A 15,701-nucleotide genomic window follows, 5' to 3' on the forward strand; every position below is an offset into this window, starting at 1 on the left:
CGGCTGCTGCCGGGCTTTTTTGCTTTCCCTACCATTCCTCACCAACCTTCTTCCCTCACGCACTCATGCAAGTAGCAACCGCTCAGGCGCCGCCGCCAACCCCGACGAGCTCCAAGCACCCGCCCGGCCTGTATCTGCTGTTCTTCACCGAAATGTGGGAACGGTTCAGCTACTACGGCATGCGTGGTTTGCTGACGCTGTACCTCACCAAAACCGCCGTGCAGGGCGGCCTGGGCATTTCCGAAGCTAGCGCTACGCTGATTTACGGCTACTTCACGGGCTTCGTGTATTTCACGCCCATTATCGGCGGCTACATCGCCGATAAGTACATCGGCCAGCGCCGCGCCATCCTCATCGGTGGTATCACCATGGCCATTGCGCAGCTGTGCTTGTTTATGCAGCCGGCGCTTTCGACGGAGGCGGCCATTTTTGGCATGCCCTGGCCTACGGCCCTAGGTCTGCTGCTGCTGATTCTGGGCAACGGCTTCTTCAAGCCGAACATCTCGACCATCGTTGGTAAGCTTTACCAGCAAGGCGACCCGAAGCGCGATGCTGCCTTCACGATTTTCTACATGGGCATCAACGTGGGCGCGTTCTTCGCTCCGCTGGTGTGCGGCTACCTGGCCGAAGACCTGTTTGCCACCAAAACCGTGATTGATGGCGTTACGCAGGTAAGCAGCTACGGCTTCCGTTACGGCTTCCTGGCAGCCGGTATTGGCATGATCCTGGGCCAGCTGGCCTTTAACCTCCTGGGTAAAAAGTACCTAGGCGACGTGGGCTTGTACCCCGAGGGCAAAGGTGCCGACAACAAAACCGTTGAGAAAACCCCGCTGACGAAGGAAGAAACCGACCGCATGGCGGTAATCTTTATCATCACGCTGTTTGTGGTGTTCTTCTGGGCCGGCTTCGAGCAGGCTGGTTCGTCGCTCACCCTCTACACCGATAAGTACATCAACCGCGAGGTGTTCGGCTTCCTGATTCCGACGTCGTGGTTCCAGTCGGTAAACCCCGCCTTCATCGTACTGATGGCTCCGCTGGTGGCCGGTGTATGGCTGAGCCTCGGCCGCAAAGGCAAGGACCTGAGCATCCCCGTAAAAATGGGCTTGGGCATGATCCTGCTCGGTGTGGGCTTCCTGTTCATGGTTGGCGCCGTAATGGAGCGCGGCGGCGACGTGCAAGACCAAACCGTTAAGGCCAGCATCCTGTGGCTGTTGGCTACCTACTTCTTCCACACCATTGGCGAGCTGTGCCTGTCGCCCATCGGCCTCTCGATGGTGTCGCGCCTCTCGCCGGTGTCGCTCACTTCGATGCTGATGGGCGTGTGGTTCCTGGCTCCGTTCGTGGCGCAGATTGCCGGTGGCTACATTGCCGCCTACGTGGAAGAGCTGGGTGCCCTGACGGTGTTTGGCCTGATTGCTGGCTTTGTAATCGTGGCAGGCTTGCTGCTGATTGCCATTGCCAAAAAGCTGTTCCATATGATGCACGGCCGCGGCTAATTGCCTGCGCTCATCATTGGCCTCAGCGAAGGAAAAAGCCCCGCCGAAGCATTTCGGCGGGGCTTTTTTGTGCGCCTAGGTCAGGGATGCTCAGCCAGCAGCCCCAGCAGCAGGGGCATGCTGTGCAGTACCGTACCGATAAAGAAGCCAATGGTAAGCCAGTGCACCACGCGGTTTTTCACCCGCAGGAATATAAACTGCTCGATCAGGCGGCCCAGCCAAAAAACAACGATGCTGCCCAACACAAACCGACCTAGGGGTGTGGAAACGAGTTCGTGAGGAAAGCCGAAGCACAGCGCGGCAAACACGACGAACACGTACATCAGCCGCACGTTCATAATCTGCATTACGCCGCGGTTAATGCGGTCGAGCTTTTTCAGCTGCTTGCGCCAGCGCAGCAACCGCCAAAACGTGGCGTGCAGCACTAAAAACAGCAGGTTATATGCGCCGCATGCGTACAGCAGAGCTTCGGGCATGATCAGCGAACGGTGAGCCAGCATGTGTACGCAAAGCGGCCCGTTGTAGTAGGAGAGTGCCGCCCTAGGTGCCTGGAGGTCCTCAAAGCAAAAAGCCCCGCCGACCTAGGGCCAGCGGGGCTTCTTGTTTGGTGGCTGATAGCTAAAAGCCATCAGCTAACAGCCTGATATTACATCATGCCGCCCATGCCACCCATGCCGCCCATACCAGCGGCAGCGCCGGCACCGGCTTTATCTTCTTCGGCTTCTTCCGAAATCACGCACTCAGTCGTCAGCAGCAGGCCGGCGATGGAAGCAGCGTTTTCGAGAGCCAGGCGGGTAACCTTGGTCGGGTCGAGGATACCAGCAGCCATCAGGTTCTCGTAGCGGTCTTCGCGGGCGTTGTAGCCGAAGTCGCCTTGGCCGTCGCGCACTTTCTGCACTACTACCGAGCCTTCGCCACCGGCGTTGGCCACGATGGTGCGCAGGGGAGCTTCCAGAGCCGTGCGGATGATGTTTACACCCGTGCGCTCGTCGCTGTTGATGGTATCAACGGCTTCCAGCGAATCCAGGGCGCGTACCAGGGCTACACCGCCGCCGGGCACCACGCCTTCCTCAACGGCGGCGCGGGTAGCGTGCAGGGCATCGTCCACGCGGTCTTTCTTCTCCTTCATCTCAACCTCCGTCGAAGCACCGATGTAGAGGATAGCCACACCGCCCGACAGCTTGGCCAGACGCTCTTGCAGCTTCTCCTTGTCGTAGTCCGAGGTAGTGGTTTCGATCTGAGCCTTGATCTGGCCTACACGAGCCTGGATGTCCTCCGAACGGCCACGGCCGTTCACGATGGTCGTGTTGTCTTTGTCAACGATGATCTTCTCGGCTTGGCCGAGGTAATCGAGGGTAGCGTTGTCGAGCTTGTAGCCGCGCTCTTCGCTGATAACGGTGCCGCCAGTGAGGGCAGCAATGTCTTCCAGCATAGCCTTACGACGGTCGCCAAAGCCCGGAGCCTTCACGGCAGCGATTTTCAGCGAGCCACGCAGCTTATTTACTACCAGCGTGGCCAGCGCCTCACCGTCAACGTCTTCGGCGATGATCAGCAGGGGCTTGCCGGTTTGCACCACTTGCTCCAGCACGGGCAGGAGCTCCTTCATGGTGCTTACTTTCTTGTCGTAAATCAGGATGAAGGGCGAGTCGAGCTCGGCTTCCATCTTCTCGGCGTTCGTTACGAAGTACGGCGACAGGTAGCCGCGGTCGAACTGCATGCCTTCAACCGTTTTTACTTCGGTTTCGGTGCCGCGCGCTTCTTCCACCGTGATTACGCCTTCTTTGCCAACCTTGTCCATGGCGTTGGCAATCATCTGGCCGATTTCGGTGTCGTTGTTAGCCGAGATGGTACCTACCTGGGCAATTTCCGAAGAGTTTTCGATCTTCTTCGACTGCTGCTTCAGGTTAGCTACAACAGCTTGTACAGCCTTGTCGATGCCACGCTTCAGGTCCATCGGGTTGGCACCAGCGGCCACGTTCTTCAGGCCAGCGCGGTAGATGGCCTGGGCCAGTACGGTAGCGGTGGTGGTGCCGTCGCCGGCTTGGTCAGCGGTTTTCGAGGCAACCTCTTTCACCAGCTGCGCACCCATGTTTTCGATGGGGTCCTTCAGCTCGATTTCCTTGGCTACGGTTACACCGTCCTTGGTGATGCTCGGGGCACCGAACTTCTTGTCGATAACCACGTTGCGGCCTTTCGGGCCAAGGGTTACTTTAACGGCGTTAGCCAGTTTATCTACGCCGGCCACCAGCTTGTTGCGGCCTTCGATGTCGAATTGAACGAGTTTAGCTGCCATAGGGCTTTGCTACGATTTTGGGCTGAAAGGGGAAACTTACAGGATGGCGAGGATGTCCGATTCGCGCATGATCAGGTAGTCCTGACCATCAACGGTAATCTCGGTGCCGGCATACTTGCCGTACAGTACTTGGTCGCCTACCGATACCTGCGGCTTAACGAGGGTGCCGTTGTCGGCCACTTTGCCTTCGCCTACGGCCACCACTTCGCCGCGCTGCGGCTTCTCTTTGGCCGTATCGGGAATGATGATGCCCGACTTGGTTTTTTCTTCGGCGGCGGCCGGTGCGATGATCACTCGGTCGGCCAGCGGTTTGATGCTAACAGCCATACTGCTGGTTTTGGTTGAACGGTATGATGAATTGAAAAACGACTTGTAGGGAGTCGGCAGCGGCTGAACAGTTCTTGTGCCAGCCTGCTAAAACCTGACAGATTGAACGGCGGATGGAACTTTTTGCCGCCTCGCAGCTGCCCGGCCTGACAAACCTGACAGGGTAGTGGCAGATTGGGCGGCCGCAAGTATAGCCAACTAAACCGGGTAAAAAACAACCGGCGGCTTTTCGCTGCTGCGAAAAGCCGCCGGTATAAAGGCCTAGGTCAACAATTATTGGGCAGGGGCCGGAGCAGGTTGCTGAGCCGGAGCCGGCGTCTGTTGGGCCGGCGCTGCTGCGCCGGGTGCGCCCGGTACCGGGGTTGCCGGTGCGGTGGGCGGAGCTGCGGGCAGGCGAGCTTCCAGCGCCTTCTGCTGGTTTACGCTGCGCAGCGGGCCCGCCGACTGGTTGCTGAGCTGCATGTGCGAAACCAGCGACAGCACAATCAGGGCAATGGCAAAACCCCAGGTCAGGCGCTCCAGCAGGTCGCCGGTGCGCTTAACGCCCATCAGTTGGGCTGTGCCACCGGCCGAAAAGCCGCCGGCCAAACCGCCGCCCTTCGAGTTTTGGGCCAGCACCACCAGGGCCAGCAACACGCATACAATGAGGGCAAGTACGATAATAGCGGTGTACATCTACTCCGTCTGTTGGTTCAGTAAGTCAATTTGAGCGGCAAAATACGCCTTTTTTTCGGGTTGGCGTTGCATCAGCTGCTCGTAAATCTCAATGGCGCGGGCAATCTTGCCCTGCTTTACCATGATTTTGGCCAGGCTTTCCGAGGCCAGGCTGGGGGGCGCGCTGGTGCTGCGTACCGATAAATCGGCTTGGGGCTCTTCGCTGAGGGCGGGGCGGGCCGTGGCCGTTTTGATGCGTGGCTGGCTGCGCAAAAACCGCTCGATCAGCACCAACGACGAAGGCAAAGCCGCTACCGACGGCCGGTGGGCCGAAAGATGGGCCAGGTACAAGGCATCGGGGTGCCAATTGTCCGACAGCGGCAAGTCGTGAGTGAGCTCGGCGTCGTGCAGGGCAAGCGCATAGCCGAAACGACTGCCGCCCGCAACGGCGTATCCTAGGTGCTCATCGGCCCGGAAGGGTGGGATGGGAGCTGCCTTCGGTTCATCTTCTTCATCAACGCCCGGCAACTGATACAGCGGAGATTGTTTGGCGGCTTCTGCCAATCCAAACTCAAACCGCGAGCTACCAGCTTCTACGGGCGGCCTGATGGGTGGCGCTACGGCCGGCAGCTCGTCGGGCACCGGCTGTGCTTCCGCAATGGCATTAGCTTGGTCTGAGTCCGGTTCCGGTGCTTCGTGCCCGGTCGTTTCCGCAGCAGTAGCAGGCTCAACTTCGGGCTGCGATGCCTCAACAGCTTCGGCGACAGCAGCTGGCTCCGGTTCGGGCTCAGCCGGTTGATCAAAAAGCTCTGCCGTTACACTGGGCTCTTCGATTGATGTATCGGTGGCTTGGTCGATAACCACCGCTTCTTCTGCGGGCTGGGCTTCCTCGCTGGTGGAGGTGGGCTCCTCGGTTGTCAGTTCCGCGGGAGCACCTAGGGCTGCTTCGTTCAGACTTGCACCCCCTGTCTGAACTTCCGTCCTTTCTTCCGCAACAAGCTCATTTGCAGAACCCAGGGGTTCCGTGGGAGCTGCTTCTACATCAGTAATTTGTTGTAGGGCTGCTTCCGGGGCTTCTTGCCTAACACCAACGGAAACGTCTTCAAATGAAGCCAGCTGCGAGTCAGCAGAATCTTCGAAAGCGGCGGCCTCAACTTCTTGGTTGTCAATTGGCGCTGCTGCCAGTCCGCTTGCCTGAGGCACCGGCGCAGAAGGAGCTAAGGCAGTAGCAGCCGGCGTTTCAATCAGCAAACGCAGCAATTCGCGGTCGGCGGCGTAGGTGGCAGCACGGCGAAGGCGTTGGCCAGCCAGCATGCTGCCCCGGTCGTGGGCGGCTTTGGCCAACAGCAGGTGCGCCGTTTGGCAGTACGGAAAAGCCGTGGCCAACTGCTCCAACTCTCGAACTTCGGCTTCAGTAATGCCGGTTACATTGTCCAGAATGTGCAGCAGCGAGGCGCGGTTCATTGGGTGAGGCTAGGTGCGGAGTAGGTAAGCGGCTACTGATCAGGGAGGTGATTAGCCAAGTATCGGCAGGCCGATGCCCGGTCTAATTATCCGAACCACAACAATACAGCAATTTAGGCAGTAAAGCACGCCCGGCGGCGGCAGCTACCAGTTGGCAACCGACTTGTTGAACACATCGGTGATGATGCGGTCGGTAATGCGGCGGTTGGCCGTGGGGTCGTTCACGATGGTGTTCACGTTTTCAGTAGCGGCAAAGTCGGCGTTGCTCTGAAACGTTTGCTCAAAGTCCTGTTTGGGGTCTTTGGTGTTGGTAAACTTGACGCGCACCTGAATGGTCAGTCGGTTGATGCCCGCCCGATCTTGCCCATCGGTGCTCTGAATAGCGGCCGGCGCAAAATCGTAGGCAACTACCTGGCCCTCAAACTGCAGGTCGCCATCGCGCGGCACAAGTTTGAGCGTGGTGTTGCGCTGGAAATAGTCCTTGAAGTCTTCGGTAAGGCGCTGCGACAGGAAGGAGGGGCCGTTGGCGGCGTTGTTCTGCAGCGTGCCCACCGAAAAGGTCTTCACCGACGGGTCGATGTTGGTGCCGGTAAACGAGTACACGCCGCAGCCCGCCAGGGGCAGCAGGCAAAGCAGTATTGCTACTACAAAGCCTAGGTGTCGGATACCAGCCAGCTTATTCCAGATCATACTGCTTGAGTTTGCGGTACAGGGTGCGTTCCGAAATGCCTAGGTCCTGAGCGGCGTACTTGCGCTTGTTGTGGTGCTTCTTCAACGCTTTAATAATCATTTCCTTTTCCTTGGCCTCGAGCGACAAACTCTCTTCCTCGGTTTCGTGGGGTATATCCTCAACACGCTGAATGTCATCTTCTTCATCAAAATCGGCGGCGGGTTGGGCGTTGATGATGAACGACTCGCTGGGCTCGGCGGCCGGGCGACCTAGGCGCGTGCCGCCTTCGTAAGGAGCCACGCTGAGGTTAGTGAACAAGTGGCTGTTCTGACGAACCAGCTCCTGTGCCTGTCCGGCGTCGCCGCGGGCCGAGCCGGCCGCCATTTCGAGCACCAAGCGCTTTAGGTCGGTCATGTCGCGGCGCATGTCGAAGAGCACCTTGTACAGCAGCTCGCGCTCCGATACGCCCTGCGGGGCCGTGCCATCGGCCGTGGCACCTAGGAGCATCGGCAGGTTGGAGGTTTGCTCCTGCGGCAGGTACTGCCGCAGGCGGCGGGCATCCACTTCGCGGTCCATCTCCAGCACCGACATCTGCTCGGCTATGTTCTTTAGTTGGCGGATGTTGCCGGGAAAGCGGAAGCGCTGCAGCTCCTGCACCGCATCGGGGAGCAAGGCAATGGGCTTCACGCGGTAGCGCTCGGCAAAATCGGTGGCGAACTTCCGGAACAGTAGGTAGATATCGTCGCCCCGCTCGCGCAGCGGCGGTACCGTAATGGGTACGGTGTTCAGGCGGTAGTACAGGTCTTCACGGAAGCGGCCTTCGCTCACTGCGTTCAGCAGGTTCACGTTGGTAGCGGCCACCACGCGCACGTCGGTTTTCTGCACCTTGCTGGAGCCCACCCGAATAAACTCCCCGTTTTCAAGCACGCGCAGCAGGCGGGCCTGCGTACCCAGGGGCATCTCGCCTATCTCATCGAGGAAGATGGTGCCGCCATTGGTTACTTCGAAGTAACCCTTGCGGGCCTCGGTAGCGCCCGTAAACGAGCCTTTTTCGTGCCCAAACAGCTCCGAATCGATGGTGCCTTCCGGAATGGCGCCGCAGTTCACGGCGATAAACTGCCCGTGCTTACGCGGCGACAGGGCGTGAATAATCTTCGAAAACGACTCCTTGCCCGAGCCACTCTCGCCGGTAATGAGCACGGTCATATCGGTAGGCGCCACCTGGGCCGCTACCTGAATGGCGTGGTTGAGCGTCGGGGCGTTGCCAATAATGCCGAAGCGTTGCTTAATGGATTGTATTTCGGAAGGGGTCAAATCGAAGTTAGTTTTCGTGTTGTAGACGAAAAGCGGCGCCAAATATTTTACGTCCCGCAGGAATGCAGGCCATGAAAACACTTTGTCATCCTGAGGCGCAGCCGAAGGACCTTATTACGCTGGAACAACCTAGGGTAGGTAGTTACTATCTCTCGTGATAAGGTCCTTCGGCTGCGCCTCAGGATGACAGATGGTTTTTACTCCACCGATTCGCCAAGAAGCGTCGTGCTGGTGCACTCCTTCACGAACACGTTCACGTAGTCGCCCTGCTTGTAGTGCTTGCGGGGGAAGATGACCACCTTGTTCTGGTCGTTGCGGCCGCTTAGGTGCTCGGCGCTGCGCTTCGAAACGCCTTCTACCAGCACACGGTGCACTTTGCCTACGGCCATTTGGCTGCGGATATGCGAGTGCTGCTGTTGCCGGGCAATGATTTCGGCGAGGCGGCGCTTCTTTACCTCCAGCGGAACGTCGTCTTCCAGCTTGCGGGCGGCGAGGGTACCGGGGCGCTCGGAGTAGAAGAACATGTAAGCCATGTCGTACTGCACGTGGTCCATCAGGCTTAGGGTTTCCTGGTGCTCCTCCTCGGTTTCGGTGCAGAAGCCGGCAATCATGTCGGTGCTGATGCCGCAGTCAACCCCCAGGATGCGGCGGATGGCGGCCACGCGGTCGAGGTACCACTCGCGGTCGTAGGTGCGGTTCATCAGCTTGAGCACGCGCGAGTTACCGCTCTGGGCTGGCAGGTGAATGTAGTTGCACACGTTGTCGTGCTTGGCCATGGTGTGGAGCACCTCGTCGGTAATGTCTTTGGGGTGCGAGGTGGAGAAACGCACGCGCAGCTCGGGGCTTACCAGGGCCACGCGCTCGAGCAGCCCGGCGAAGTTTACGAACTCCGTGCCGTCCTCCGATTGCCACTTGTAACTGTCTACGTTCTGGCCCAGTAGCGTTACCTCCTTAAAGCCCTTGTTGAAAAGGTCCTGCGCCTCCTGAACGATGCTGTGCGCGTCGCGGCTGCGCTCACGACCACGGGTGAAGGGCACCACGCAGAACGAGCACATATTATCGCAGCCGCGCATGATGCTGATGAAAGCCGTGATGCCGTTCGAGTTCAGGCGCACCGGTGTAATGTCGGCGTAGGTTTCGTCGCGGCTCAGCAGCACGTTCACGGCACGCTGGCCACCATCCACCTCTTTAATGAGGCGGGGCAGGTCGCGGTAGGCATCAGGGCCTACTACCAGGTCCACGATTTGCTCCTCTTCCAGGAATTTGCTTTTCAGGCGCTCGGCCATGCAGCCCAGTACGCCTACCAGCAAACCGGGGCGTCGGCGCTTGTGCGCGTTGATTTCCTTAAGGCGCTGACGAACCGTGATTTCGGCCTTCTCGCGGATAGAGCAGGTGTTCAGCAGCACCAAATCGGCCTCCGATAACTCGCTGGTCGTATCGAAACCCTCATCGTAGAGGATGCTCGACACGATTTCGGAATCGGAATAATTCATCTGGCAACCGTAGCTCTCGATGTACAAGCGGCGCTGGCGGCCCGTGTGCGTTGGTTCGCTCACGCGCACGTCGGCGGGCAGTTGCTCGGCGGCCGGAGCAGCGGCCTTATCCAGGAAATCAAGCGTAAGAATGGGTTGAGACATGGCCTCGAAAAATCAACTGAAGGAGGGCAAAGGTACGTCTTACCCAGCAAAAATGACAGTTTGGCAGAGCAAGTAATAAAGCAACAAATGGTAGAGTAGGCGGAGACCAAATTCACGGCAAGCGCCCTGCTTTGTGGTGCTGCGGCGCCCTAGGCACGCGGATGTCGGCTAAGAGCAACGGGGCCAGCAATTGGGCCGACCCGAATTCTTCTCTCGCCTTGCCTTATTCTTCCTTAATCGAAGTGCCCAACACATCCAGCAGGGCGCGGGCTTTCAACAGGCACTCCTCGTATTCGCGTTCCGAATGCGAGTCGTAGGTGATGGCCGAGCCTACCTGAAAGCTGAGGTAGCCTGTATCGGAGCGGTATTGCAGCGAACGGATTACCACGTTGAAATCGAAGTCGCCGTTGGGCCACACGTACCCGATGCTGCCGCTGTAAAGGCCGCGGCGGGCCCGCTCGTATTGCTCAATCAGCTGCATGGCCCGCATTTTGGGGGCGCCCGTCATGGAGCCCATCGGGAAGGTGGCCCCGAGCACCTGGGCCAGGGTAGTGCCGGGTTGCTGCTGGCTTTGCACGGTCGAAATCATCTGCCAGACGTGCCGAAAAGGATACAGGCCAAACAACTCGGGCACCTGTACGCTGCCGGACTGGCTCACGCGGGCCAGGTCGTTGCGCACCAGGTCCACAATCATCAGGTTTTCGGCCCGTTCCTTCTCGTCGTTAAGTAATTGCTGCCGATTGGCGGCGTCGGCCTCGGGCGTGGGCCCGCGCCGGATGGTGCCTTTGATGGGTTGCGAAAGCAGCGTTTCGCCTTCGCGCCGCAAAAAGCGTTCGGGCGAAGCACATAGCAGATGACGGTGGTGCCATTTGTAGAAGCCTGCAAATGGGGTGGGCGAGGCCTGCTGCAGCCGCAGAAACGTATCGACGGGCGCAAGGGCAACCCCTTCGGCGTAAAACTCCTGGCACAGGTTCAGCTCGTACACCTCGCCGTTGAGGATGTCCTCGCGCACGGCTTCTACTGCCCCTAGGTAGTCGGCCTTGCCAAGACGTGGAAGGAGGGGCGGCACGCTGGCAGCAGGAGCCAGCGCATCCGTTTGTTGCTCAATATCTTCCAGGTCGGCTGGGGTCAGGCCGTGCAGCTCAACGGTGCCATCGGGGTGCCAGCGTACCCACTTGGCGGGGCGAAAGAAATGCAGCGTGGGCCACTGCAGGCCATCGGGGTGCTGGCTGCGCAGCAGGGGCTCGATGTCGTTCTTCAGGTCGTAGGAAAGCAGGCCGCAGCTCGGCGCTTCGGAGGCCGGTAGCTGCAGCCAGGCGTCCAGTTCGGCCAGCGAGCCAACTGCCGGAGCCTCCTCGGTGCCCACGGCCAGCACGTGCGCAAACGGGCCACCGGGGCAAGGGCTGTCGGCGGCCGGCACAAAGTAGGCGCAATACGGGTGCAGCGCGCCCCAGCGCAACGCTTTGGCAGGAGAGAGGCTACGGGCTACCATGCAGGCAAAGGCAGACTATTTCGTACTGGCCAGGGCAACTTTTGCCTTGGCGTCGGTGCTGGTTTTGTACTCGTGCTTGTGGTAGCTCAAGGCCTTCTGAAAGTATGCCTTGGCTTGCGCAGCCTGCCCGGCCTGCTGGCACAAGTAGCCCATTTGCAGGGCGGCCTGCGGAGCAAAATAGTAGGGGGCCGTGCCGCTCAGCGCAATGGTACGCGTGTAAAACAAGCGGGCTGAATCGAGTTGGCCCAGGCCGTGGTAGGCGCGCGCCCGGCGGTACGGTTCCTCCAGCCGGTCGCGCAGCGGCGTGGCCGGCGTTGCCCGAAAAGCACCTAGGGTTGCCAATGCCGGGCGGTAGTAGCCGCCATCGAGCTGCAGCCGGGCCTTGGTGAGCAGCGGGTTTAAGGGCGTTCGGTCGTCGACGAAGCGCTGGGCGTACCGGTCTTCTTCCACCACGGTTTCGCCGGTTCCGCTGATTTGCTTGCGGCACTGCTCGGCTGCCGGTGCGTTGCCGCTAAGCCAATGGGCCAGGTACATTTTAAACCAGGCGTCTTTGCGGTAGTGTACGCCGCGGTACGTACTCACAAACTGCTGATTGGCCTGCACTGAAGCCGCATAATTCCCTTGGTACAAAAGCAAGTCGGCGGCCATGTGGTGCAGATAAGGCACGGGCAGGTACGCATTGCCAGCCGGGCGGGCGCGGTACGCGGCCAAAGCCTGGTCGGCGTGGTGCAGCTTTTTCTGCACCGACATAACCAGGTAGCTGAACAAGAGGTTGTCGGGCTGGGCGCGCACCAGGCGGGCCGTCAGCGCTGCGGCTTCGTCGTCGGCGCCGTAGTAGGTTTGCCGGATAAGGCCCAGCAATACCTCGGCTTCCGTCTGAAAATCATTGGGTTGCCGGGCGGCATTGCCCAGGTGCCGCAAGCCGGCGGCGGTGTTGCCAGGCAAACCCAGCAAATTCAGAAACCACCGGTAGCCCTCGGGCACCGAGCCGATAAGGAACTGGCACAAACCCATGGTTTTTTGGGTGGGCAGGTGGTGGGGCCAGCGTTTGGCGTTTTGCTGCACCTGCAGGTAGGCTTGCCGCAGGCTCCAGGCGCCCTGCAGTTCGTGCTCGAACATAATCTGCGCAGCGGCCTGGTGCAGGCGCACTTCGGCGCGGGCATAATCGCGCAGGGCCGAGCGCGGCAGCTGCTCCAGGGTTTCGAGGCAGCGGTTTTGGGCCGTTATCAGGGCATCGTAGCGGCCGGCATCCTGGCTAACCGCTAGCTCCGTAAAGCTGATGGCCTCATCGACCAACAATGCGCCGGGGCTGCGGGGCTGCTGGCGCAGCTCGCTTTTGATGATGGCGCGGGCCGTTGGGGTGCGCAGCTTCAGCAGCTCGGCGTAGGCGCGCCGGCTGGTGGCCGTAAGCTGATCGGGGCTGGTTGCTGTGGCGGCTGGTGAGGCTTCGCCTTTTGGTACCGCGCTGTCGGCTGGCTGCTGAGCTGTTGGGGCGTAGGGACTACCTAGGGCCGGTGCGCCGAACACAACGGCGCATGCCAGCAGACATAGCACAACCAGTGCATGCCTGCGCAAACTCTCGCCCGCCGTGGTACCGATCAGCATCACACTAATAAAAAAGGAACGACGCAGTGTCGTTCCTTTTTCTCAAAACGCAGAAAAAACCTAGGCGTTGCGGCTTTCAACGTCGGCCAGAATACGGCCGCAGTGCTCGCACACGATGATTTTTTTGTGGGCAATGATGTCGGCCTGGCGCTGGGGCGGTACAGTGTTGAAGCAGCCGCCACAAGCGTCGCGCTTCACCATAACCACGGCCAAACCGTTGCGGGCGTTGCCGCGGATGCGGCTGTAAGCCGACAGCAAGCGGTCCTCTACGGGCTGCGAGGCGGTTTCGCGCTCGGTCATGAGCTTTTGCTCATCGGCCTCGCTTTCGCCTACGATTACCTGCAGTTCGGCTTGCTTGTTTACCAGGTCCTTGCGGCGCTCTTCGAGGCGCTGCTTGGTGCCGCCGATTTCGACGTTCTTCTGGTCGATTTGGTACTGGGCTTCGCGAACCTTCTTTTCCGAAATCTGGATTTCCAGCTTCTGCAGTTCGATTTCCTTGGCAATAGCCTCGTACTCGCGGTTGTTGCGTACGTTCTGTTGCTGGTCTTCGTAGCGGCGAATCAGCACTTCGGCATCCTTGGCGGCTTGCTTGCGGGCTTTGATCTGCTCGTTGAGGGCAGCAACTTCTTCGTCGAATTTGGCCACGCGCACCTCGTAACCGGCAATTTCATCTTCCAGGTCGCGAACTTCTTCGGGCAGGTCGCCGCGCACGCGCCGAATCTCATCGAGTTGCGAATCGATGCGCTGGAGGTTCAGAAGGGCTTCCAGTTTGCTGGCTACGGTGATATCCGAAGCGGAGTTAGAAATCATAGCGAACAGGGTTCGTGGGGGTCTCTGCTAACAAGACCGCAAAAGTACGCGCAAATTTTTCCGTAAGCAATTCCCGAAACAGTTCGCTAGTATACTGCTCGCTTTCGTAGTGGCCAACGTCGCAGAGCATGAGGCGGCCTTCGGGGGCAAAAAACTCGTGGTATTTGATGTCGCCGGTTACATAGGCATCGGCCCCGGCTGCCACGGCTTTCTTCGTCAGAAAGGAACCGGCACCGCCGCACAAGGCCACTTTGCGGATTAACGAGTGGTACTCGGTGTGCTTAACCACGGGCACGTGCAGCTGCTCGCGCAGCAGGCGCAAAAAGTCCTTGGCCGCGAGTGGCTCGGGCAGTTCGCCTACCATGCCCGAACCGACTTCCTGATTCAGGTTTTCGAGCTTTATTACTTCGTAGGCTACCTCCTCGTAGGGGTGGGCCTGGCGCAAGGCACCTAGGGCTTTGGTTTGCAGGTGCAGGGGCAGCAGCACCTCAATGCGCTGCTCGGGAGCGGTTTGCGGCTGGCCCACGGTGCCGTCGAAGGGGCGGGTGCCGGGGCCGGGCGTGAAGGTGCCGGTACCCTCCAGGCGGAAGCTGCAATCCTTGTAGTCGCCGATTTGGCCCGCTCCCGCAGCGTACAGGGCCTGCAGCACGGCCTCGGTGTGCGTGGCGGGCACGTAGGTAATCAGCTTGGCCAGCAAGCCGGCTTTGGGGTCGAGCACGCGCAGGTTTTGCAGGCCCAGCTTTTCGCCCAGCTTGCGGCTCACGCCGTGGCACACGTTGTCGAGGTTGGTGTGGGCGGCGTACACGGCTACATCGAGGCGCAAGGCGCGCATAATGGTGCGCTCCACTTCGGTGCTGCCGGTAAGGCGCTTTAAGGGCTGAAAAATAACCGGGTGATGGACCACCACTACGTTGCAGCCCCGGCGCACGGCCTCGTCGATGATGCCCGGCGTGCAATCGAGGGCGATGAGCACGCCGTTTACCAGCATCTGCGGGTCGCCGCACTGCAGGCCGGCGTTGTCGTAGCTTTCCTGATAAGGCAGCGGCGCCCAGGCTTCGAGGGCGCGGGTGAGGTCGTGAACGGTAACGGACATGGGGCGAAGTTCTGGTTTTTTGCCCGCAGAAGGCGCAGGGGTTTTTGCGCAGAAGACGTTGAACGCTGCGGCCTCTGCGGGAAATATTAAAGCAAGCCAGCCAGTTCAGCGGCGTACCGGGCTACAAATTCGGGCACCGCGCGGCGTTTGTATTGCATCAGGTAGCGCGGATGATCGAACACCAGCACGCGCCCGAACAGCCCCAGCTCGTGGTTTAGTTTTTGAAAGTACTCGCCGTTGCGCCGGCCCAGGCTAATGGCTACGTCGCGGCGCAGCCCTAGGTCGGCTTGCTGCCGAAGGGCGTACTGCATCTGTGGCCACAGGGCTTGGGTAAGCGCAGGCGCATCGTAGTAGTTGTAGTTTTTGCCCTCGCGCAGCAGCACCAGCGGGTACAGCGACCCTAGGTAGAAGTGGCGGTAGAATTCCGAGGCACCACCCAAGGCAACAACTAATTGGTACACAAACTGGCTCGACAGTTCAGCCCGGTGGGGCAGGGTGTTGGCAATGCCGCAATGGTGCTGCAGCGCGGCGGGGTCGGTGAAGGCTACGCCGGTAGTGCCGGCCCCAAAGCGCCCGGGGTTGATGCCCAGCAGCGCAACCCGGGGTTGGTTATCAGCATAATAGCGCTGCCCAAAACGCAGCAGCAGCTCAGCGGCCGGTGGCGTTTGGTAGGGGTGGTGGGCCGCCACCCCGCCGGGCAGAGGGGGAGCCGCCGGAAAGCCGGTCAGGAAAGCCGCCAGGCGGGAGCCGAAGGTGTTGGGCGTCGTCATCAACGAAATCCATACGCAACGCAACCCAGGGCGGACGCCCCGCCGGCATTTCGCGTATTTTTGCCGCCCGCATTAC

At 60.0% G+C, this 15,701-nt stretch carries 14 protein-coding genes; 1 reads left to right on the plus strand and 13 read right to left on the minus strand.

Going from position 1 to position 15,701, the window contains the following annotated elements:
- Positions 1 to 65 precede the first annotated feature (65 nt).
- Complete coding sequence (locus OIS50_RS03975) at positions 66 to 1,496, plus strand: peptide MFS transporter (RefSeq protein ID WP_264693033.1); 1,431 nt, start codon at positions 66 to 68, stop codon at positions 1,494 to 1,496.
- 80 nt (positions 1,497 to 1,576) lie between these two features.
- Here the strand turns inward: OIS50_RS03975 and OIS50_RS03980 are convergent, their stop codons facing one another.
- From OIS50_RS03980 to OIS50_RS04040, 13 genes are all read right to left on the minus strand, one after another.
- The gene (locus OIS50_RS03980) at positions 1,577 to 1,972 is read right to left on the minus strand and encodes a hypothetical protein (RefSeq protein ID WP_264693034.1); all 396 of its coding nucleotides are present in this window, start codon (positions 1,970 to 1,972) and stop codon (positions 1,577 to 1,579) included.
- 170 nt (positions 1,973 to 2,142) lie between these two features.
- The gene (gene groL, locus OIS50_RS03985) at positions 2,143 to 3,789 is read right to left on the minus strand and encodes a chaperonin GroEL (protein WP_264693035.1); all 1,647 of its coding nucleotides are present in this window, start codon (positions 3,787 to 3,789) and stop codon (positions 2,143 to 2,145) included.
- Between the two features lie 36 nt (positions 3,790 to 3,825).
- Positions 3,826 to 4,116, minus strand: a complete 291-nt coding sequence (groES, locus tag OIS50_RS03990) for a co-chaperone GroES (RefSeq protein ID WP_119443847.1) — start codon at positions 4,114 to 4,116, stop codon at positions 3,826 to 3,828.
- 273 nt (positions 4,117 to 4,389) lie between these two features.
- On the minus strand, positions 4,390 to 4,791 hold the full coding sequence (gene secG, locus OIS50_RS03995; RefSeq protein WP_264693036.1) for a preprotein translocase subunit SecG: 402 nt from the start codon (positions 4,789 to 4,791) through the stop codon (positions 4,390 to 4,392).
- The gene (locus OIS50_RS04000) at positions 4,792 to 6,234 is read right to left on the minus strand and encodes a hypothetical protein (protein WP_264693037.1); all 1,443 of its coding nucleotides are present in this window, start codon (positions 6,232 to 6,234) and stop codon (positions 4,792 to 4,794) included.
- Positions 6,235 to 6,378: 144 nt separating this feature from the next.
- Positions 6,379 to 6,924, minus strand: a complete 546-nt coding sequence (locus tag OIS50_RS04005) for an LptE family protein (protein WP_264693038.1) — start codon at positions 6,922 to 6,924, stop codon at positions 6,379 to 6,381.
- Complete coding sequence (locus OIS50_RS04010) at positions 6,911 to 8,218, minus strand: sigma-54 interaction domain-containing protein (protein ID WP_264693039.1); 1,308 nt, start codon at positions 8,216 to 8,218, stop codon at positions 6,911 to 6,913. The genes OIS50_RS04005 and OIS50_RS04010 overlap by 14 nt, the downstream gene beginning before the upstream one ends.
- Before the next feature lie 197 nt (positions 8,219 to 8,415).
- On the minus strand, positions 8,416 to 9,855 hold the full coding sequence (gene miaB / locus OIS50_RS04015) for a tRNA (N6-isopentenyl adenosine(37)-C2)-methylthiotransferase MiaB (protein WP_264693040.1): 1,440 nt from the start codon (positions 9,853 to 9,855) through the stop codon (positions 8,416 to 8,418).
- 223 nt (positions 9,856 to 10,078) lie between these two features.
- The gene (locus OIS50_RS04020) at positions 10,079 to 11,347 is read right to left on the minus strand and encodes an anthranilate synthase component I family protein (protein WP_264693041.1); all 1,269 of its coding nucleotides are present in this window, start codon (positions 11,345 to 11,347) and stop codon (positions 10,079 to 10,081) included.
- Positions 11,348 to 11,362: 15 nt separating this feature from the next.
- Positions 11,363 to 12,874 (minus strand): tetratricopeptide repeat protein, encoded by a 1,512-nt coding sequence (locus tag OIS50_RS04025; RefSeq protein WP_264693042.1) that lies wholly within the window; start codon positions 12,872 to 12,874, stop codon positions 11,363 to 11,365.
- A 138-nt stretch (positions 12,875 to 13,012) separates the two neighbouring features.
- Positions 13,013 to 13,762 (minus strand): zinc ribbon domain-containing protein, encoded by a 750-nt coding sequence (locus OIS50_RS04030; RefSeq protein WP_264693043.1) that lies wholly within the window; start codon positions 13,760 to 13,762, stop codon positions 13,013 to 13,015.
- Entirely contained in the window at positions 13,752 to 14,855 is a 1,104-nt protein-coding gene (locus OIS50_RS04035) for a Nif3-like dinuclear metal center hexameric protein (protein WP_264693044.1), read from the minus strand. Before OIS50_RS04035 ends, OIS50_RS04030 begins: the two co-directional genes overlap by 11 nt.
- Positions 14,856 to 14,941: 86 nt before the next feature.
- Positions 14,942 to 15,625 carry a uracil-DNA glycosylase family protein gene (locus OIS50_RS04040; protein WP_264693045.1) on the minus strand — a complete coding sequence of 228 codons (684 nt, stop codon included), beginning with the start codon at positions 15,623 to 15,625 and terminating at the stop codon, positions 14,942 to 14,944.
- Positions 15,626 to 15,701: the final 76 nt, after the last annotated feature.

Source organism: Hymenobacter sp. YIM 151858-1, from assembly GCF_025979705.1.
Classification (GTDB): domain Bacteria; phylum Bacteroidota; class Bacteroidia; order Cytophagales; family Hymenobacteraceae; genus Solirubrum.

Coding starts and splice junctions, on each gene's coding strand:
- OIS50_RS03975 (WP_264693033.1), top strand. CDS start 66: ATGCAAGTAGCAACCGCTCAGGCGCCGCCGCCAACCCCGACGAGCTCC.
- OIS50_RS03980 (WP_264693034.1), bottom strand. CDS start 1,972: ATGCCCGAAGCTCTGCTGTACGCATGCGGCGCATATAACCTGCTGTTT.
- groL (WP_264693035.1), bottom strand. CDS start 3,789: ATGGCAGCTAAACTCGTTCAATTCGACATCGAAGGCCGCAACAAGCTG.
- groES (WP_119443847.1), bottom strand. CDS start 4,116: ATGGCTGTTAGCATCAAACCGCTGGCCGACCGAGTGATCATCGCACCG.
- secG (WP_264693036.1), bottom strand. CDS start 4,791: ATGTACACCGCTATTATCGTACTTGCCCTCATTGTATGCGTGTTGCTG.
- OIS50_RS04000 (WP_264693037.1), bottom strand. CDS start 6,234: ATGAACCGCGCCTCGCTGCTGCACATTCTGGACAATGTAACCGGCATT.
- OIS50_RS04005 (WP_264693038.1), bottom strand. CDS start 6,924: ATGATCTGGAATAAGCTGGCTGGTATCCGACACCTAGGCTTTGTAGTA.
- miaB (WP_264693040.1), bottom strand. CDS start 9,855: ATGTCTCAACCCATTCTTACGCTTGATTTCCTGGATAAGGCCGCTGCT.
- OIS50_RS04020 (WP_264693041.1), bottom strand. CDS start 11,347: ATGGTAGCCCGTAGCCTCTCTCCTGCCAAAGCGTTGCGCTGGGGCGCG.
- OIS50_RS04030 (WP_264693043.1), bottom strand. CDS start 13,762: ATGATTTCTAACTCCGCTTCGGATATCACCGTAGCCAGCAAACTGGAA.
- OIS50_RS04035 (WP_264693044.1), bottom strand. CDS start 14,855: ATGTCCGTTACCGTTCACGACCTCACCCGCGCCCTCGAAGCCTGGGCG.
- OIS50_RS04040 (WP_264693045.1), bottom strand. CDS start 15,625: ATGACGACGCCCAACACCTTCGGCTCCCGCCTGGCGGCTTTCCTGACC.